The organism is Methylomonas sp. HW2-6, assembly GCF_052474525.1.
The window spans coordinates 1,857,204-1,876,499 of record NZ_CP184124.1 but is presented as its reverse complement, the minus strand read 5'-3'; the positions used below and the strand labels follow the sequence as shown (position 1 = coordinate 1,876,499).

The window sequence follows — 19,296 nt, the reverse complement described above, 5'->3', positions numbered from 1 at the left end:
TGCGCTTCACTCTGTTCAGCACATCCTACGGCCCTGATTTAAAATGCAATGACATGTTTTGCTTATAAGCGCATCTCCTATTGATACAATGCCCAATCATTCTTCAGCTGCACCTGCTATTTGGTGATCTATTTAATTTTCACTAGGCCAGATGCTAACGCTAGAAAGAAAAAACTTCCTAACCAGCCAAGCACGGTCTCTATCCAATAAAGAATCCAAGGCATAGAAGAACATGTAGTTGAATCATAAGGAATCCAATTATTATTCTGCTTAAAATCCACAAAAGGTATTAGCACATCCAGGGAATAAACCAAGGGAATAAAGCTTGGATAGCCTTGAATTTTTTTATCACATTTACTCCAATTTTTTTTACATTCACTATACTCATCTCTCCAATAAATCGCAGGATTACCAGGCCCAATACAACCTTCTTCATACAAGCTTTTATACAAAAATGAGCACACCACCCATAAAATGGAAATAAACACAAATGCACGAATTGGCTTATACCCATAACCAGCCAAATACTTCCAACTAAGTTTCTGCACATATAAAAAAGGCCAGTATATAAAACCAGCCTGCTTTATTTTATGTTTAAAATAACTATCTTGCTTGCTAACTAAAACATTTATAGATTCATTTTCATAGCCCTCCTTTTTGAGGACATTAGCTAACTGTTCAAATGGTTGACTTTTAAACGTGCGACTTAACTTCTGCGACGAAACCCATACCTCACGTCTCCATTTAAAGTTATTATACTCTAAGTTATGATTATCCATCAGCAAAATTCGTTCATAACAAAACCCATCAATATTATAATTCCTTAAACTTTTATAAGCTTTTTCACTGTCTTTAAAAATCCTTGTTTTAGTGTCTGTTAATAACATCTCACCAGATATCATTGAGTCAGCCAAGCTTAACGTTCCCTTTATTTCGGACTCTTTAACACTAAGCTTAAAATTACTATCAATTTTCTCTGACCCATATTGCCCCCCTGAAAGCAATAGATCCCCATTAATGACCGCAGAATTTATTGACAATTCTCCATTACATATAAACGGATAAATTACATCATTATTTTTGCCAGGTTTTGTCGAACATAACCAAACAGGGCCATTACTTTTTATCCGATCAAACTTAAGTTTAGAAACGTTGCAACCTGGTAAAGCAATCATCTTTGTAATTGCATCCCGACATTGAATACCCCCCGGTATAAAACAGTGAAATAAATATAATGTAAAAGGTATGTTTGTAGAGTCTAGATCAATATCTAAATCTCCTCGTTGCTTGGCAACCCTGTCCTTATCAAAACCGCATTTTATTACTGCATTTCTAATGTGAATCCCCCTGGGATCGGCGTTTGACAACACTAAGCTGTCCGTACATAGAAATCTTAAAACCTCTGCTCGAACAAGCCCTTTACAAGCAATGCCTCCACCCTTTTTTATTCCACATTCGGCAGATTTCCCATAAAGAAGAGATTCGATTACAATTTCCTCAGCTCTGAATAAGTCTTGAAGACAAGGAATTGACTCTTTAATATGATTAAAAATTACTTGTAATTTATTGTTCAAGCCTGTCATAAATAGTCTTACCCACGAAAAAAAATTTAAAACGAGAGCACTTAGGATGCGGTGAACCGCATCGATCGCGTCACTCTCTCGCCGCTATCTTCGATAAGTTGATTTCATGCCCCCAATTCTCGGCATACAAACCTAATTTCACATAACGATGAAAGCTGGAATAAGGCCAATCTTTGACTACCTGAACCCATCCATGTTTGACTGGGTTCCAATGAATATAATCGATATGCTGCCGGTAGTCGGTTTCATCGCGAATCAGATGCTCCCAGAATCGCCTTTGCCAGACACCCCGTTCGCCTCGTTTTTCTCGACTTTTCGATATTCTCTCGCCTTTGGCGACTCGCCGGGAAAAATTGGCTTTGATTAATCCCCAGCGGGTAGAAAAATCGGAATCGCCAACCGGCAAGGTCAAAATGCAATGCAAATGCTCTGGCAGCACAACAATCGCGTCAATTTCAAAAGCGTGGCGGCTTTTAACCTGCGCGAAGGCGGTTCGTAGTTGATCGATCTGGTCGGTCAGCAATCGGTTGCCACGACGCTCAGCCAGATTGACCGTAAAAACCACGTGGCTCCGGGATATTGAAAGCAGCGGTAGTCTGTCATCGTTGTTATTTAACTCCTTTCTCGATCGATGCGGTTCGTTCCTCACCGCATCCTACAAGGATATCTGCCTTACCAAAGGCATTTGCCATTTCCCGATAGAGTGAGCGATCTTTCATCACGGCCGGGCTACCCGCAAGGCACTTCGCCGTAAATATTTATTGTTCGCTCTCGCATCACATCAACCTTACGGGCCAGATCGTTTGAAAGCGCCGCTATTAGTCCAACCTGTTCCGACAAAGTCGAACCCAGCAAAAAATTTCGCTGTCGTCGCCTGCTTCACCGTGCACGACCGAAGCCTTTGCCAATCGGAAAACCGGCAGGCGAAGCGCCGACCTGTATACGCAATTTAATTGCGGCTCAGGTTAACGCCTGCCATAGCCTGTTCAATTCCGCGCCGATAACCGCAATCCAGATCAATATGGCAATGCCGGTTGCGGCGGCGGAGATATCCTTGATGATACCAATTTTGTCGTTATGGCCGGATTCGACGAAATCGCACAGCGCTTCGATGGTGGTGTTGAACATTTCCGCGATCAGCATCAAGCCGGTCGCGGCAAACACCGACAAAAAATCGAGCCATTGCCGGTAATAAAAACATGCGGCCAATACCGGCACCGACAGCACGCATTTGTAAGCGACGCTAAAGTCGTAAACAACGGCGTAACGCAAGCCGGACAGGCACACCTTGATTTTGCGTAGCGGGTGGTAGCCGGGTTGGCCGGTGTTTAAAAATTTATTGCGCATGCGTTTTCCGAGTCACCTGAAACGTTGACGAGATTTGCGATAAACCGTGGCGATTGCCAATTCACGTCGACCAATCCTCCGCATTTTCCACAAATTTGTCGCGCAGGAAGCGGCCGTGGATCGACAGGCCTTGGGCGTCGTGCCGATACAGGCTGGTCAGCATGCTATGCAGCGAGCGGTCGAGCAGGTCCAATTGTTCCGCCAATAAGGCATGCGCGGTTTTGCCCTGGCTCACCGGTTCGGTGCGGGCCAGCGCGGGCGGCAGGGCCAGATAGCGTTCGATGGCGCCAGGCAGGTAGTCGCGGGCGATTTGCTGCAGATTGTAATGGTCGGGGTCGGTAGCATCGGCGGTTTGTGGCAGGCGGGACAATAGCGTCAGCAAGGTATCGACGATACCGGCGATTTTGCGTTCCACCTCGTCGTCGACCCTGCCGGCAACGCGGCGCTGCAGAGATTCCAGTTGCTGACGAACCAGCAACGGAACGGCGTGCTGCGTTGGGGTTTGGTGGGCGGCGGAATTTGCCGCGGCTTTCTCGATCCGCTGGTAATACAGCGTTTCCGCCGTCCCGCGCAATTGCGTTTCCAGGCGTTGCAACTCCTGGCCCAAGCGTTCCTCGGCCGCGGAACCGCCCGCCGGTTCCGGATCGGACGGCGGCAGACGCAGGTAGTGTTCTAGCATAGTCGGCAACTGTTCCAATACCGCGCGTTTGGCCGCGGCCAGTTCATTACTGCTGCGATTGGACAGACCGTCGAAATCCGGCAGCAGGTTCAGTACCAGTTGATGGGTATGTTCCAGCGCCGACCGGGCCGCGGGCTGGCGCAAGCGGGCCTGGGTGGTCTCGATCAGTTTTTCCAGGCGCCGGGCCTTGCGCCGGAGGCTCCAGGACAATTCCGATACCGACGAGCGTCGCCCCGGCAGTACGATCCATAACACCAGGTAAAGCCAAAACGTCAGACTGAAACTGAAAAATATCGAGCCGAGAAAAATAAACCGCACGGCGGTGACGCTAAAACCGGTATAACGCGCCAAACCGCTGCAGACGCCGCCCAACCGGCGTCGGTCGAGATCGCGTTCGAGTTTGCGGCTTGCGGCAGCTTCCGGGAATATTGGCATGGCGCCCTCAAAAAGTTGGGTTTTGGCGAGACGTGTCGAAAGCCGATCATACCCCAATTCGCCAGCCAATCCGAACCGAAACGGGCCGCGCGGCTGAACGCGATCGGGCGCCAATCCAATCCGGGTTATCATAGTCCGCGCCGCTGGTCGCCACTTGCCGGCGCAGATCGGCACTAGCAATCCGGTTCCGGACCCGCCCACATTTAACGACAGCACCAGGGAGACCCACGATGAGCAACATCCCCGAATTGACCCCGCCGGAAACCCTGACCGCACCGGCCCCGGTGTTGCCGATCGCCAAGGAGCAAGCGGTTTCCATGGTCAAACTGCCGACCGAAACCGTGGTCAAACTGGACCAGCGCGTCGCCGAATTCATCGATACGGTGTTGGCGGAATCCAGCCAAAGCCCGGCCTTCAAGGCCAAGGTGGATAGCGTTCACCAGCTTGGTGCCGGCGAAATTAAGGAGGCCGCCGCCATTTCCAATCGCCTGCTGGCGCGTCCTACCCAAGCGCTGGATGCCGGCGTGTTCACCGAGGGTTCGAAAATCTCCCGTTCGCTGGTCGATCTGCGCAACCAGGTGGAAGCGCTCGATCCCAGCCGTCAGGGCGACTTGCTGCAACCGCGCAAATTGCTGGGCTTGATTCCGTGGGGCAACCGGCTGCACGATTATTTCCAGCAATACCAATCGGCCCAGCAGCATATCGATGCCATCATCGTCGCCCTTTACGGCGGCCAGGACGAACTGCGCAAGGACAACGCCGCCATCGAAGAAGAGAAAGTCAACGCCTGGCACACCATGGAAAAGCTGGAGCAATACATCCACGTCGGCCGCAGCATCGACGCGGCGCTGGAAGCCAAGCTGGCCGAGATCGAGCCGGCCGACCCGGAAAAGGCGCGCGTCATTCGCGAAGAACTGCTGTTTTACTTGCGGCAGAAGGTGCAGGATTTGATGACCCAGCTCGCCGTGACCATCCAGGGTTATCTGGCGATGGATCTGATCCGCAAGAACAATCTGGAGTTGATCAAGGGCGTCGACCGGGCCACGACCACCACCATCTCCGCCTTGCGCACCGCCGTGATCGTGGCGCAAGCGCTGGCTAACCAAAAACTGGTGTTGGATCAGATTGGCGCGCTGCGTGCCACCACCGGCAACCTGATCGAATCCACCTCGGCGCTGCTCAAGCAGCAGGCCGGGCAAATCCAGCAACAGGCCGGCACGGCTGCGGTCAGCCTGGATCAACTGGCCGTGGCCTTCAAAAACATCTACCACACGATGGACACGGTGGCCAATTACAAACTGGAAGCCCTCGCCAACATGAAACAAACCGTGGCCTCGCTGAGCACGGAAATCGACAAGGCCAAAGGCTATCTGGACAAAACCCGCGAGAGCACCGTGCAGGAAACCAAGCAGACCTTACAAATCACGGCCGATGACGACATCGTGTTTTGACGGCCGGACGTCGGACCCGGTAGCCGCGATCCGGCCAAACTCTCGGCCTCAGTCCACCAAGACCGGCGTTGGCCTTTGCGGTTTATCTCTAGTACACTGCGGTTAACCTAATGTTTCAGACTCTGCGCTTATGACTTACTGTATCGCCGTCTCTCTGAAGGACGGATTGGTGTTAACCTCGGATTCCCGAACCAACGCCGGCATCGACAACGTCAGCACCTACGGCAAAATGCATGCCTTTACCACGGCCAGCGATCGCAAGATCATCCTGCTCAGTGCCGGCAATCTGGCGACCACGCAGGCGGTGATCGACCAATTGAAACGGGACATCAAGGAGCAGGCCGAAGTCAATTTGGACAGCGTCAGCTATTTGTCGGAAGCCGCCGATTACGTCGGCCATGTCAGCGTCGAAAAACAACGGCGGCATGTCGATGAAGGCCAAAGCAGTTTCAACCCCTCGGCCACCTTCATCCTGGCGGGGCAGATCGGCCAGGAGCCGCACGGCGCCTATCTGGTGTATCCGGAAGGCAATTGCATTACCACCTCCCGCCAAACCCCCTATTTGCAAATCGGTGAAAACAAATACGGCAAACCGGTCCTCGACCGGTTTCTGAAAATCGAAACATCGCTGCAGGAAGCCGGCCGCTGCTGTCTGATTTCGATGGACTCGACCATGCGCAGCAACGCCAGCGTCGGCGCACCGGTGGAACTGCTGGTCTATCACAAGGACAGCCTGACTCTCGACGAATACTACTGCTTCCAGGAAGATAACGAGTACCTGATTCAACTGCGCCGCATGTGGCATGAAAAGCTGAAGGAAGCATTCGCGACGCTGCCGCAATTCAGCAAGGCCGACTCCCGGCCGCTACCGATGAATTGCTGAACGCCCCCAGACTATACCCCCCTCGCCGCCCGGCCTGACTCTTTCGGCCGGGCCCAACCTTCCGGCGTCCAACTTGGACTCTACGCACGCCAACCGGTCCGCCGCCCAGCGGGATATAACGCCCGCCAACACTGTCCAACCGCGGTTGGATCAGCGTTGCCGTCAAATTTCAACACGCCAGAATCCGGAAAAAATCATCCACAATCTGAAAATTTTGTCTATACTTTTCCAAGCCTTACAGGCCATTTTTAAAGCCTTTTACACCAAAAAACTCGTCATCCAAGCCTAAGGGGCTTGAGGAGAGTGCCATGAAAACCCTACTTGTTGCCCACCCCGCCAAGTTGTTGGCAGTCATCGCCGTTTTTGCCGTTTGGCCCGGCACTACCGGCGCCACCCCCACCGCGGCGCCCGAATCCCGCCCGGAATTGATCCTCAGCATGCCATCGGACCGCTGGCTGGACGAACGGCCGGCGCAAAGTGGCCCGACGTTGGCCGATAACCGCGAGCAAAATTTGATTGGTTCGCGGAAAAGCCGCAAATCCAATGTCGACGTCGACTGCAATATGGATTTAAACCAAAACACCCTCGGTACCGCCCCGCTCAGCGAACGCCTCGGCGGCAATTGCGAATTTGGCTACCACTACTAAATCGACCAGCCCTTTTCTGCAGGCGCCGAACCCGCTCGCGCCATTGCCCCGATAGCGAGCACAGCGCTCCGGTTTGGCGCGGCCTTGATATTGCTGCGCCACCCGCGGTATGCCGCCTGCCAGCCGCGTACCGCCCATTCCGGAATCCGACGCCCCAATCCGAACGCAGCGGCACGACATTTGCTGTCGGAAAACCGGCAGCGGCCAAGCAACCGAGACTGCCACTATCGATTGCGTAATTCGCCTTAAACCGGCAAACTCGTCGCCATGACCACTTTCAGCCTGCCAGAAGCTTTCGCATCCGCGTACCGCCAACAGCCCGAGTGCTACGACGAAATGCTGGACGAGAGCGGCCAGATCCGCGGCCATTGGCTGCATTTGATGCAAGCCTTGATCCAGCTTGGCCCGGACGAGGTGGCGCAACGCCACCGCGAAGCATTGCGGCTGCTGCGGGAGAACGGCGTCACCTACAATGTCTACGGCGACCCGGACGGCGCCAGCCGCCCGTGGGGATTGGACCCGGTGCCGCTGCTGGTCTCCAGCGACGAATGGTTCGATATCGAAGCCGGCCTGTTGCAACGGGCCGAATTGCTGAACTTGATCCTGGCCGACCTCTACGGCCCGCGCGAGCTGATCAAAAAGAACCTGTTGCCGCTGGAACTGGTTTACAACCACGGCGGCTTTTTGCGGGTCTGCAACCAGATTCGCTTGGCCGGGCAGCACCAACTGATACTTTATGCCGCCGATCTGGCTCGCGGCCCGGATCGAAAAATGTGGGTGTTGGGCGACCGGACCCAAGCGCCGTCCGGCGCCGGCTATGCGCTGGAAAACCGGCTGGCTATGTCCCGAGTACTGCCCAGCTTGTTTCGCGACAACCAAGTCCATCGGCTGGCGCGTTTTTTCCAGTCGCTACGCGCCGGCCTGAACGCAATCGCGCCAAAGCACCACGAATTGCCGCGGGTCGTGGTATTGACGCCGGGGCCGCTGAACGAAACCTTTTTCGAACACGCCTATCTGGCTGCCTACCTGGGCTATCCGCTGGTCCAAGGCGACGACCTCACCGTGCGTGACGGCTGCGTCTGGCTGAAATCCCTGACCGGCCTGCAACGGGTCGACGTGATCCTGCGCCGGGTCGACGACAATTACTGCGATCCGCTGGAACTGCGGGAAGACTCGCGGTTGGGCGTACCCGGTTTGTTGGAGGTCGTCCGCCGCGGCAATGTCGCCATCGCCAACCCGCTGGGCAGCGGCGTGCTGGAAAACCCCGGTCTGATGGCCTTCCTGCCCGGTATCGCCGAATACTTTCTGGGCCAGTCGCTGAAATTGAATTCAATCGCGACCTGGTGGTGCGGGCAAAGTCTGGAACTGAGCTACGTGTTGGCCAACTTGCCACGGCTGGTGATCAAGCCGATTTACCGCAAACCCGGCGAGCACGCCGTGTTCGGCCACAAACTGAGCCGGGCCGAACTGGCCGCCTGGCGCCAGCGGATTCAGGCCCGGCCGGCTTTCTACGTCGGCCAGGAGTACGAAAGCTTTTCCACTGCGCCCAGTCTGGCCGAAGGCAGCTATCAGCCGCGGCAATCCTTGTTGCGCTGCTTCATGGTGGCTCGAGCCGACGGCTATACCTTAATGCCGGGCGGTTTGACCCGCAGCGCCCACAGTTACGGCGAAATGCTGATCACGAACCAGATGGGCAGCATCAGCAAGGATACCTGGGTCATCGCCAGCGAACCGCAAATCACTACCCTGCCGCAAGCCGGCGATAACGGCCTCAGCGGCCATGCCAGCGCCCTGCCCAGCCGCGCGGCCGATAATATTTTCTGGGTCGGCCGCAACGCGGAACGCGCGGAAGGCGGCATTCGCCTGATCCGGGCCACGATCAAAAAATTATTCATCAATCCGGAACGCGACAATCCCGATTACCAACACAGCATGCATACCCTGCTACGCTGCGTCACCGGTACCACCGGTTCCTACCCCGGTTTCTTCGGCGAAGATGCCGAGGAATTGCTGAAGGCGCCGGAAGCCGAGTTGCTGGCATTGGCCACCGATGCCGAGCGCATCGGCAGCCTGCCCGATACCATCAACCGCATGGCGCAGTCGGCCTATGCCGTGCGCGACTTGTGGTCGTCGGATACCTGGCGGGTGGTGGACGAAATCGAAGAGCAGATCGCCGCGGCGCAACGCCTGCGCAAGTCCGGACTGTGGTCGATGCAGGAACAGATGGACCAATTGGTCACGACCTTGTCCGCCTTCAGCGGCCTGGCCATGGAAAGCATGACCCGCGGCGACGGCTGGCTGTTTCTGGACATCGGCCGCCGCCTGGAACGCGGCCTGCAACTGGTGTCGCTGCTGCGCACCGCATTCGCCGAACCGCAAAGCGAAGCCGCCGAAACCCGGCTAATCGAATCCTTGCTGGACAGCAGCGACAATCTGATCTGCTACCGGCAACATTACCGCGCCAACCTGGAGCTGGCGCCTTTTCTGGAATTGCTGTTGCTGGACCCGAACAATCCGCGTTCCCTGGCTTACCAAATCGGCCGGCTACAAGAACACGTCGCCAAGCTGCCGCGCGAGGCCGGCAACCGCCGCATCGGTGCCGAAGAACGTTTGCTGCTGGAGGCCAGTTGCATTTTGCACATCGCCAACATCGAAGAATTGCAGACTGTCGCCGCAAGCGGCAGCCGCGAAGCGTTGGACAGCCAACTCGGCAAAATATACGGGCTATTGGCCAACCTGTCGGAAACGCTGACGGCGACCTATTTCCGCCACGGCGATGCGCCGCAATCGCTGCTTTGAGGGCTTGCCATGCGTTATAAGGTGACTCATACCACGGCTTACAGCTACCAGCAAACGGTCGGATTGTCCTACAACGAAGTCCGCATGTTGCCGCGGCCGACCCCGAATCAGCAGGTGATCGACACCCAATTGCAGATTTTGCCCAGCCCCAGCGAATACCGGGTACGGAACGATTTTTTCGGTAACCAGGTGGCCTGGTTTTCGATCCGCGAACCGCACCAGACGTTCGAAGTCACCGCCGTCAGCGAAGTCCGGGTCATCCGCCAGCCGGCACAAATGGATCTCAGTCACGGCGTCGCCTGGGAAACCGCCAAACAGATACTGCACAGCGAGATCAGCGAACCGACCTTGGACGCGCGCCAATATGCGTTGGATTCGCCGCTGGTCAGCGCCGGCCCGGAGCTGGCGGCGTATGCAAAGCCATCCTTCGCACCGGGCAGAGCGCTACCGGAAGCGATACGCGATTTGATGCAACGCATCTACCGCGATTTCACCTTCGATCCGGAATTCACCACTTTGAGCACGCCACTGGCAACCGTCTTGGAACACCGGCGCGGCGTCTGCCAGGATTTCGCCCACTTGGCGATTGGCTGCATCCGCTCCCAGGGGCTGGCCGCGCGTTACGTTAGCGGCTACATCGAAACGCTGCCACCGCCGGGCCAACCGAAGCTGGTCGGCGCCGACGCCTCGCACGCCTGGTTTTCGGTGTATTTGCCGGACCTGGGCTGGATGGACTTCGACCCGACCAACAACCAAACCCCTGGCGACCAGCACATCGTCGTCGCCTGGGGCCGCGACTACAGCGACGTCACGCCGCTGAAAGGCGTCATTTTCGGCGGCCAGGACCACGAATTGAGCGTCAGCGTCGAAATGGAAAACCTGGGCCAATAAACCGGCGCGGTTTATTGCGGGTATTCGGTTCGGGCTGAACCTGTCTAAGGCCCAGCTGACCCGCACTTCGAAACACTCCCTACCCAAGGGACCAAAGGCGCTATCAATTGAGCGAACCGGCGCCGCTTTCAACCGGCCAGCCTCCGCGGCCGGCTGCAATGGATGACAAAACCTTATCATTTGTGCGATAAACGGTCGGTTTCGGCACCCCGAATCCCGGCTCTTCGTTTTGACCCAAGGTATTTGTTTGCAAACTATATTTTCCCCTTTCAGCGGCAATCCGCTTGCAGCAACCGCACTGGCCTTGGCCTACGCGCTGGCGGCAAAGCTGGCGGCTGATTTTTTTACGTCCTATGGCACGGTCGCCATTATCTGGCCGGCCAGCGGGATTGCCTTGGGCGGATTGTTGCTGGCCGGCCGCCGCTACTGGCCTGCCGTGTTTTCTGGCGCTCTGGCCGGCAATCTGTGGGCCGGCAGCCCGCCGCTGGCGGCATTGGCCTTCGCCGGCGGAGCCGCCGTATCGGCATTGGCCGGCCAGCGTTTATTGCGCCATTCCCCCACTCTGTTGCAAACCCCGCAGGATTTCCTGCGCTTACTGCTCTGCGGCAGCCTGGTATCGGTCATCTCGGCATTTTGCGCCGCCACGGCGTTACGTGTTTTCGAATTGAGCCCGGCCGGACAGTGGACCAACGACTGGCTGCATTGGTGGATGGCGGATTTGCTGGGCATCGCCATCGCCACCCCCATACTGCTGCTCCGGCAATACCGTCCCCTGGTCCGCTGGAATGTCTGGCGTTACAGCCACGGCGCGGCCCATCTGGCACTAGCCCTCTTGGCCGGCCATATCGTCTTTTTAAATTGGCCGCTTTATCCGGGCGCTTTCGGCAAAGCCTTTTACCTGCTGGCCTTTATCGGTTACGGGGCATTGAATTTCGGCCTGCCCGGCGTTTTGCCCTTGGTCGCGACAATGGCGATGCAAACGCTGCTCGGCGCCGCACTCGGCCGCGGTTACTTCGCCGGCGTCGATCCTCACAGCGGGCCCTACCTGGAGTGGTCCTACCTGTTGCTCTGCGCGGTCCTCGGCATCATGCTGGCCCTGAGTAAAGCGCGTTTGAATTCCGGACAAAGCGGCGTTGAATTTCGGACGGGGAATAAACGCCGATTTGCCTTGAAAACCGGACAACGAATTAATCGGACCAATTCCGGATAATTAATTCCCTTGCCGCCTTGCGCTTTGCGCCGCCGCCGACGGTGTAATTAATGTCGACCTGGTCAATTTCCAAACCGGCAAACGCCTGGCGCATCTCAGGGATATCGTTCACCGATATCACCATTCTGCCTTCGGTGGACCTGGCCAACGCCGCCATCAAATCGTATTGCTCTAGCCCAAACCCCACGCCGTAGCCCTCCGTTCCCCAATACGGCGGATCGAGATAGAACAGCGTGTGCGGTCGATCGTAACGCCGGATGCATTCGTCCCATGCCAAGTGCTCGATAAACACACGCGACAGGCGCAAGTGCGCCGCCGACAGTTCTTCTTCGATGCGCAGCAAATTCAGACGCGGCTTACCTGTTGTAGCGGTGCCAAAAGTTTGATCCGACACCTTGCCGCCGAACGCCAGCTTTTGCAGGTAGTAAAACCGGGCGGCGCGCTGGATATCGGTCAAAGTGTCGATCGGCGTATCGCGCAACCAGGCGTATATCTGCCGGCTGATCAGCGCCCATTTAAACTGGCGTACAAACTCCTCCAAATGGTGTTTGACGACCCTGTAAAGGTTCACCAAATCGCCGTTGATATCGTTCAACACCTCGGTTTCGGCCTGCTGCTTCATAAAGAACAAAGCTGCGCCCCCAGCGAACGGCTCGACGTAGCAGCCATGCTCGGGAAACAACGGCAGGATATGTTTAGCCAGGCGGCGTTTGCCGCCCACCCACGGGACAATTGGTTTTGCCATCGTAACACTAGCAGTCGGGCGCTCGTGGCGCACGGGTAAGAGGCTCGACGGCCTTCAAGGTATTCAACGTCCCGCAACGGGGACACTTAATAGCCAACCGAACAAATTCGGCTTCGGCCAATTTTCGGCCGCAATGGCCGCAACGCACAATTTCCATAAATAGCCACTTTCAACTAGGCTTGTCACGCTGTGTACACGGCACGGTGACTAGGCCTGAAGCAGCTCATCCCTGCGAAAGGTGGCCTGGCACGATGCTCGAACATCGCGTCAGGTCGCACCGGTTTTACTCGATCGTCGCTGCCAGCTCGAACAACTCGTCGACGTCGGCATCCGTTTTATTCATAGCGGCCGCCACCAACTCGACGAAGGGCGACAAGCGCCGAAAAACAGGCGCCCGAGTGTACATATCTTTCACGTCCTGGCTGCTGACGGCAATGAGCGATTCCACGTCGTCACGCCACCCCAACACGGTGAGCGCTCGCAAAATACGCCAGGCATCGACCACCATCAACGCCCGACGCTGCGCCAGATCGTCGCCCATGCCAATCAACTGCGGCTGGGTTTCGCTGAAAAACTCGCCGGGCAACAATTCGTCGACACCGCCCACCGTGCGAAATCCGAGCCCATCTACTCGCACCGCAAAACTCATAACGCCTCCTCCCATCCGAAGCAATACATCGTCAACGACGCACTCCCGGATACGTAAAAAATATTATTCGACTCCAACAGCAAGCGGCCTTGAAAATTCGCAAAGCCGTAACCGTTAGAGGCGATGGGCGCCGGACTATTCGTCAGCCCCAGGCCACCATATTGGTTATTCGGAGCCACAATGAATTGAGCGCCGGAGGTATTCGTAAAACACCCCACGACAAAATGCACCGCAGTGGCGTTGGGGGGCGCTACAACACCTCTGACGGCTACAGCGCCCCATGTCGGCGTAGCCGACGACATACCGGAACCAACCACCCCGTTCGCCATCACGGGCAACGCCGGCAGATTCCCGCTGGCAGACACCCGAGGCTGAAACATTCCGCCGGCCTGAGTAAACCCCACAGGAAATTTATTGACGGTGTTGTCCGTCCGGAACGCGCCAACATACGCTTTAAATGCATACCCAGCCGGCAGCACCGGACTATTACCGGACACGCACATTAACGCCGCCGGCGTCGCGCCGTCATAAATGATGTAGCGGTCGTACCAGGTGTTAGCCGCCAAAATACCGCTATCCAGTCCGTTCACGCCCACCGACGCAGTATTCAGCACCACCGCGACGTTCTCCAGCGTCACTGATTCGCCCAACGTGTTTTTCACTACGATCTCATCGGCCGAAATCGAAATGCTCACACTGGCGCCGGTGGCCGATGAACGCAAATTCTTCGCACTGCCTGATACCGCCGCCGACGCACTCGACAAGCCACGGGCCGGGTTGGCCAGCACCCATTTATCGAAAGCCGAGTCGTAACGCAACTCCATCCAATACCCGGCGCCGGCGATATCGCCGGGCGCCAACGGCAGATTGTTGCCTTTTACGATGGCCTTGGCCGGGACCGTGCCAGTGTTCGGAGTAAAGGTCGGCGCCGCGATCGTATTCGCTGCCGAGGCCCTCACAAATAAGGACGTGCCATGAGCCGAGGCCAGCGACGTGATCGCCGGAAAAAACGCACCCACGATTGCATTAGCGGTCCCGGTGGCGTCCGCGATCTTATAGTCGTCTGATTGCACGGCCGCCTTGGCCGCGTAATCGCCGCCGGGATCGATCGACGCAAACTTGGCTTGCAGCGCTTGCAGCAATTGCGAGTTATCCGACTTGTTTAAGTCCAGCTCGGCCCACAAAATCACGTTGATAAGTTCTTGCTGCACGGCGTTGAGCCATTCAGCCGTCAATTCGGTCGGTGGCCGATTCAGATCCGGATCTTCCCAAACGAACATGCCGCCGATATTGCCGGCGCCGTCAATCTTGTGCATAACTCACCTCACCACCGATCCCGGTAATGTCTTCGAACCAGAGAAAAACGTGGGATTGCTTGAACTCGTTCAGCGCCCGCCACAATGCTTTTGGGTTAACAACAGATCGGTAATACCGCACCCGCAGCACATACCTCGATCGCGTACCCCACACCCTATCGCCGACGCGGCTGCCGACGCGGAGCGGACCAAATAGATGGTCGACTTGCACCAATGGCACCGGAAACACCGCATCTGCCCGCCACAGCCGCTCGCCCACTCGACTGCCAACCCGAATCGGTTTGCGCGGAATAGTCTCTACGACGTCGGCCACGGCATTGTTTGCTACCGCCCGGTACGTACTGATATGCCAATTGGCAGCCCGCGGCCGATGAATCTCTACCGCGCGATCCAACACCTGTTGGGTCTCGGCTTCGACGCGGGCCAGTTCCTGGCCGGTCCCCAACAACATCGCATGGCCGACACCGTTAGTCGGCCATCGCCACGCCGCACCCGGCGGCAGCAACGATTGGATGGCGGTCGCATAGTCGTCGGCGCTATGCGGACGAATTTGCATCATGCCCAGGTCACCGGATTCAATACGAACAAATCGCCGGCAGCGACGTGTAAATCGGCCAGGGGTGCTAAACGTGTGTACTGTTGCGTCACGCTGGCAATCGCCGCATCGATTTCGGCCATGGTCAATACAGCCGCTTCCGACGATTCCGATAACACCAACGCGGCCAACGCTGCCTGAATGGCATCACGATTCGCCTGGCTGTCGTAACCAGGCAAAAGATCGATCGTCACGGACACGCGCTTGACGATCGGAGCGGCCACCCGCCAATCAGCGGTGGCCGGGGCGATATCGGCCAGATACGCCGCTACCGCATCCAACACCGCCGGGGTGGGCAACCGGTCCAGCAGGCCGTTACAAATGGGGCGGACGATGACCGTACCGATACCCAACGCATGGGGCTGCACCAAAGCGCCGGTTACTGAGGGATGCGCGGTTTTGGCCCAGAATCGATAATCCGCGGACTTGCCGGAGCGGCCGCCCCGAATAACCATCACCTGCCATTCATCGGCAACCCTTATCCGCCAATCTTCGAGCGTTTCTTCTGCTGCGCCGCCGGTCAGCCCGTTACTGTCGACCGTCAACGAACCGGCGATGCCGGGTACCGGATCGACCAGCGTCAAACTCTGGCCGGCAATCAAATTGCCGGCGGAACCGGCTGTCTGGCAGCGCACCGCCACTGGCGTGGCGCCGGCGCCCAATTCCACGGCAGCCAGCACCTTGTAATCAAGGCCGTTTTGGCCGCGCAGCAGGGTGTCGGCCAGCAGATCGGTGCCGGCGGTACCGGTGACCAGCACGTGACCGGTGGCCGCCGTCGCGGCCAAACGATCGACGCCGTACAGCGCCGCCCAGTCGTACAACCGTTCCAGCTCGCAGGTCAGCGGCGAGCATTGGCGATCGATCCAGTCCAGATTGCCGTGCACGCCGTGGCAGGCTCGCGCCCAGGCGGCCGCCAACGGTCCGGCCAACACAGCCGGTAGCGCTGCCAGGTCGTTTTGGATGCGGGCCTTTAATTCGGAATACGACGGGCGGACGTAATTGGTCACAGCTCAATGCTCAGATCGAAGTTGCGGCCATTATGAGCACCGGAGATGCGCATAAAGAGGCTGGAAACATTTCCAGGGACAGCCTGCTCAACCACGACAACATCGGAAACGCCATGGTCCAACAAAGCCTGCCGCACCATAAACAGCGCTTCGCGCCGGGCCGCGTCGCTTAGCCCTTGCCAGCGCACATGCCACAATCCGCTTCCGGCTTCCGGATCGGCCCACCAGCCGCGGCGCTCGTATCGATCCGGCACGCGCCGCGCCGGGGCTTCGGCATCGGAAAACAACGCCGCATAAACGACCGTGCGAATCGCGGCATCGGCATCGTTCAATGCCGGATCGTCGAATTGCAGATCGAATACGCCGTTATCGACTTGGACCAATTTCAACATTTAGCCTCCCACCGGCGGACTGGTATTGCCGCCACCGTTTTGCACGTTGCCGTGGGCATGATCTAAAAACGAAATGTCATTGACGACGATATCGCCGTCCGGAATCAACACGCGTGGTGTATTGACAATGTTCAAGTCATGGCCGCCGCCATCGATCGAAATTCCATCGCGCCCCAGTTTTATGACGTGGCCGATATCGTCATGCAGCGCCACTTCGCCCGCTTGTAATTCCACTTGATACCGCTTGTCGCCCACCACCAACGCCACGCCATAGCTGCGGTCGCCGGCCGGGAACGCCAGATAGACCTGCGCGCCCGGCTTTGGCCGATAACTGAAGCCATACGGCTCGATCCGCGCCAGGTTATCCAGTACCTCGTTATCCAGCACCCGCGCCTGCACCGTATCGGCGCCGACCAACGTCGCCACGCCCTGCGAGAACAACAGCTGCAATCTATTCCAAATCTGATGCATAAATCGTCTGCTGTTTGGTCGGCTTCTTGGCCGCGCTGCGTTTGCTGTGAGCGGCAGGCTTGTCTTCGCCGATAAAGGCATCGCGCTGCATCACCGTCAATCGCGTCATGCTGCCGCCCTGATCGTCCAACGTAAAAATCCGGTCGCCAATCAAATACACGCCATCGATGTTGCGATAGGGGATTACCACCCGCACCTGGGTATTGATCTCCCATACTCCGCCGGAGTGGGTCCAGCCGTACACGTCCAGATCGATGCGATGGGCGCGGGCCAAGCGCCGGTTGCGTTCCAGTTCGGCGCGCCGATCGCAGCCGCCCAGGCTTTTTCCCAGCTTGTCCGCCATGATATGCAGCGGCCGGAAATAGGTCAGACCGCCATCCTTTACCGCACCTTTCAAGGCCTGATTGGCGGCGTAGTCGTAGCCTTTAACCAGATAATCGGAGTAGCGCAGCCGGTATTCGTCGACCACGCTATAGCTTTCGATATGGTCGCCATAGACCAGCGTGGCCACCGGCGCGGCTGCGGTCGGCTTGGTCAGTTTCAGACCGCCGTCCGGGGTGGGATACAACAACAGGTTGGCCGCGCGGGCGGCGTTGATCAGCGCATTCGCGGGCGTTTCGCATTGCATCGCAAAATCGGCGACCACGGCGGTTTCGGCATCGATCTGTACCGGCACGTTAAACGTGCTGCAAAGCTGCTTTACAATCTCGTCGAGCTTCAATCCGGACAGGCTTTTCGAATATTTACAGTCGACAAACTCGCGGCCCAGCGACCGGCCGTCGATCTCGATACTGTGGCTTTGCGCGCGCACCGTTTCGTTGACGATATCGGGGCGAATCGTCGACACCAAATGATCGTCGATCAACACCTGCACCACCGTGTTTTCATCCAGCGCCGATAGTTTGCCCAGGCCGTCGCGGGTCACGGCAAAGTTCATATCGGCAACCAAATCGTCCACCGAGCTTTTGATGTACACCTTTTGCCAATAGGCGTAGCGCTGGCCGTTAAACCGCAACTCAACCATACATACGCCCTTGCACAAACAATGGATGCCGCACCGCATTGCGCTCTAAAAACACGGCCTCATCGATCTGCATCCGATGCGCCAACACCGTGGACGGCAGCGGCGAGACGATATCGCGGATCTGCTGCGGCTTTAAGTCCTGTGCCATCACCGCTTTTACGACCGCGGCACGGGCGGATACGGCGGCTTGGAACAAGGTATCTGGCAGCGCCGGCAGCAACGCATCATAGGCGGTGTCGATTGCCAGCACGGCCATGTCGCGGTCGAGCTCGGTAGTGAAGTCGGCCAGCGCCGTTTGCATCGCGGCGCCGAACAGTAGCCGGCTTTGCAACTCGGCGGCCGCGACGATGTTAGTGCGCGCGGTGGTATCGATCAGCGACACGCCGGCCGGGGTGATGAATGTCGGGGACGCACTGGCCACGGCCAAGCCTGCCAGCCGAGACACCAACCGCACCCGGCTACCGGGAGCCAGGCCGACATCGTCGGCACCGAGGCCGATACCGCCCAACAGGCCGCGCAAGGCGTTGGAATAGCTGCGCGGTACTGCCGCCAGCGTAGCGATATCGTGTTGAAAGCCGAGCGCGCCGGTCATGACCTTTTGCGCAAACGACAACGGCAACGCTGACAGAGATATCGCCTGGCGCACCATTTCCATGCCGGATTGGGTGATGGAACTGAACGCCGCCAGGGCGTCTTCGCCCATCGCCAACAAATCGAAATCGTCCTCGGCGCTGCTGGCCCATTCCGCCAATGAGGCCATGGCCAGATCGGCCGCATCCGGACGCGGCACCTGCGGCGCTCCGCCGCCGGGCGCCCAGCCGATGGTCAGCGTGCAATAGCCGTTGGCATCGCTGCTTTCTTGCCGCGACCAGGTTTGCGGCCGCAGCCATAACCGCCCCAGCCAGGGATGCACCAGCCAATCCGCGCCCGGCTTATTCAGCTCCGCAATCAGCGCATCGACCTCGAGGTCGTAATCATTGCCGAGAAAATAAGCGTTCAGCTGGTAGTCCCAGGCCTTGCCGCCCAGATCTTCGACCAGTGGCTCTTCAGCACCGGGAAATTCATGCACCACCAGGCGCCGACCACCCTTGTCGTCATGGCGGTCGGTCAAAAACTCGATATCGCGCCATTGCGCCGGCGCCCAGCGGTCAAGGTAGGATTGCTCGGCCATA

The 19,296-nt window shown here is 57.3% G+C and carries 19 protein-coding genes and 1 pseudogene; 6 read left to right on the top strand and 14 right to left on the bottom strand.

The window, feature by feature from the left end; genetic code table 11:
* Window positions 1-128 precede the first annotated feature (128 nt).
* The 4 genes and pseudogenes from ACH518_RS09755 to ACH518_RS09740 form a co-directional block, all read right to left on the bottom strand.
* Window positions 129-1,583 (bottom strand): hypothetical protein, encoded by a 1,455-nt coding sequence (locus tag ACH518_RS09755; RefSeq protein ID WP_445372754.1) that lies wholly within the window; start codon window positions 1,581-1,583, stop codon window positions 129-131.
* 70 nt (window positions 1,584-1,653) lie between these two features.
* A pseudogene (locus ACH518_RS09750) lies at window positions 1,654-2,186 on the bottom strand (REP-associated tyrosine transposase).
* A 357-nt stretch (window positions 2,187-2,543) separates the two neighbouring features.
* Complete coding sequence (locus ACH518_RS09745) at window positions 2,544-2,930, bottom strand: diacylglycerol kinase (RefSeq protein ID WP_445372753.1); 387 nt, start codon at window positions 2,928-2,930, stop codon at window positions 2,544-2,546.
* 61 nt (window positions 2,931-2,991) lie between these two features.
* A complete protein-coding gene (locus tag ACH518_RS09740) occupies window positions 2,992-4,044 on the bottom strand; it encodes a PspC domain-containing protein (protein WP_445372752.1) in 1,053 nt (350 codons plus the stop codon).
* A gap of 230 nt (window positions 4,045-4,274) precedes the next feature.
* Between ACH518_RS09740 and ACH518_RS09735 the strand changes: the two genes are divergently transcribed.
* From ACH518_RS09735 to ACH518_RS09710, 6 genes are all read left to right on the top strand, one after another.
* Window positions 4,275-5,495, top strand: a complete 1,221-nt coding sequence (locus ACH518_RS09735) for a toxic anion resistance protein (RefSeq protein WP_445372751.1) — start codon at window positions 4,275-4,277, stop codon at window positions 5,493-5,495.
* 130 nt (window positions 5,496-5,625) lie between these two features.
* Window positions 5,626-6,378: a peptidase gene (locus tag ACH518_RS09730; RefSeq protein WP_445372750.1), complete on the top strand. Its 753-nt coding sequence runs from the start codon at window positions 5,626-5,628 to the stop codon at window positions 6,376-6,378.
* A gap of 308 nt (window positions 6,379-6,686) precedes the next feature.
* Window positions 6,687-7,025, top strand: coding sequence for a hypothetical protein (locus ACH518_RS09725; protein ID WP_445372749.1), 339 nt, complete (start codon window positions 6,687-6,689; stop codon window positions 7,023-7,025).
* A 267-nt stretch (window positions 7,026-7,292) separates the two neighbouring features.
* Entirely contained in the window at window positions 7,293-9,824 is a 2,532-nt protein-coding gene (locus tag ACH518_RS09720; protein WP_445372748.1) for a circularly permuted type 2 ATP-grasp protein, read from the top strand.
* A gap of 9 nt (window positions 9,825-9,833) precedes the next feature.
* The gene (locus ACH518_RS09715) at window positions 9,834-10,715 is read left to right on the top strand and encodes a transglutaminase family protein (RefSeq protein ID WP_445372747.1); all 882 of its coding nucleotides are present in this window, start codon (window positions 9,834-9,836) and stop codon (window positions 10,713-10,715) included.
* A 247-nt stretch (window positions 10,716-10,962) separates the two neighbouring features.
* Complete coding sequence (locus tag ACH518_RS09710; protein WP_445372746.1) at window positions 10,963-11,925, top strand: MASE1 domain-containing protein; 963 nt, start codon at window positions 10,963-10,965, stop codon at window positions 11,923-11,925.
* Here the strand turns inward: ACH518_RS09710 and ACH518_RS09705 are convergent.
* From ACH518_RS09705 to ACH518_RS09660, 10 genes are all read right to left on the bottom strand, one after another.
* Entirely contained in the window at window positions 11,903-12,670 is a 768-nt protein-coding gene (locus ACH518_RS09705; RefSeq protein ID WP_445372745.1) for a DNA adenine methylase, read from the bottom strand. The two genes, ACH518_RS09710 and ACH518_RS09705, sit on opposite strands and share 23 nt — an antisense overlap.
* Window positions 12,671-12,677: 7 nt before the next feature.
* Entirely contained in the window at window positions 12,678-12,827 is a 150-nt protein-coding gene (locus ACH518_RS09700; RefSeq protein WP_445372744.1) for a Com family DNA-binding transcriptional regulator, read from the bottom strand.
* Between the two features lie 126 nt (window positions 12,828-12,953).
* Window positions 12,954-13,319, bottom strand: coding sequence for a hypothetical protein (locus ACH518_RS09695; protein WP_445372743.1), 366 nt, complete (start codon window positions 13,317-13,319; stop codon window positions 12,954-12,956).
* On the bottom strand, window positions 13,316-14,635 hold the full coding sequence (locus ACH518_RS09690) for a hypothetical protein (protein WP_445372742.1): 1,320 nt from the start codon (window positions 14,633-14,635) through the stop codon (window positions 13,316-13,318). Before ACH518_RS09690 ends, ACH518_RS09695 begins: the two co-directional genes overlap by 4 nt.
* On the bottom strand, window positions 14,622-15,194 hold the full coding sequence (locus ACH518_RS09685; RefSeq protein WP_445372741.1) for a hypothetical protein: 573 nt from the start codon (window positions 15,192-15,194) through the stop codon (window positions 14,622-14,624). Before ACH518_RS09685 ends, ACH518_RS09690 begins: the two co-directional genes overlap by 14 nt.
* A complete protein-coding gene (locus tag ACH518_RS09680) occupies window positions 15,191-16,237 on the bottom strand; it encodes a baseplate J/gp47 family protein (protein ID WP_445372740.1) in 1,047 nt (348 codons plus the stop codon). Before ACH518_RS09680 ends, ACH518_RS09685 begins: the two co-directional genes overlap by 4 nt.
* Window positions 16,234-16,629, bottom strand: a complete 396-nt coding sequence (locus ACH518_RS09675; RefSeq protein ID WP_140911018.1) for a phage GP46 family protein — start codon at window positions 16,627-16,629, stop codon at window positions 16,234-16,236. The genes ACH518_RS09680 and ACH518_RS09675 overlap by 4 nt, the downstream gene beginning before the upstream one ends.
* Entirely contained in the window at window positions 16,630-17,100 is a 471-nt protein-coding gene (locus ACH518_RS09670; protein ID WP_222101857.1) for a phage baseplate assembly protein domain-containing protein, read from the bottom strand.
* Window positions 17,081-18,124, bottom strand: a complete 1,044-nt coding sequence (locus ACH518_RS09665; RefSeq protein WP_186289479.1) for a phage baseplate assembly protein — start codon at window positions 18,122-18,124, stop codon at window positions 17,081-17,083. Before ACH518_RS09665 ends, ACH518_RS09670 begins: the two co-directional genes overlap by 20 nt.
* Window positions 18,117-19,295: a DNA circularization N-terminal domain-containing protein gene (locus ACH518_RS09660; protein WP_445372739.1), complete on the bottom strand. Its 1,179-nt coding sequence runs from the start codon at window positions 19,293-19,295 to the stop codon at window positions 18,117-18,119. The genes ACH518_RS09665 and ACH518_RS09660 overlap by 8 nt, the downstream gene beginning before the upstream one ends.
* Window position 19,296 lies beyond the last annotated feature (1 nt).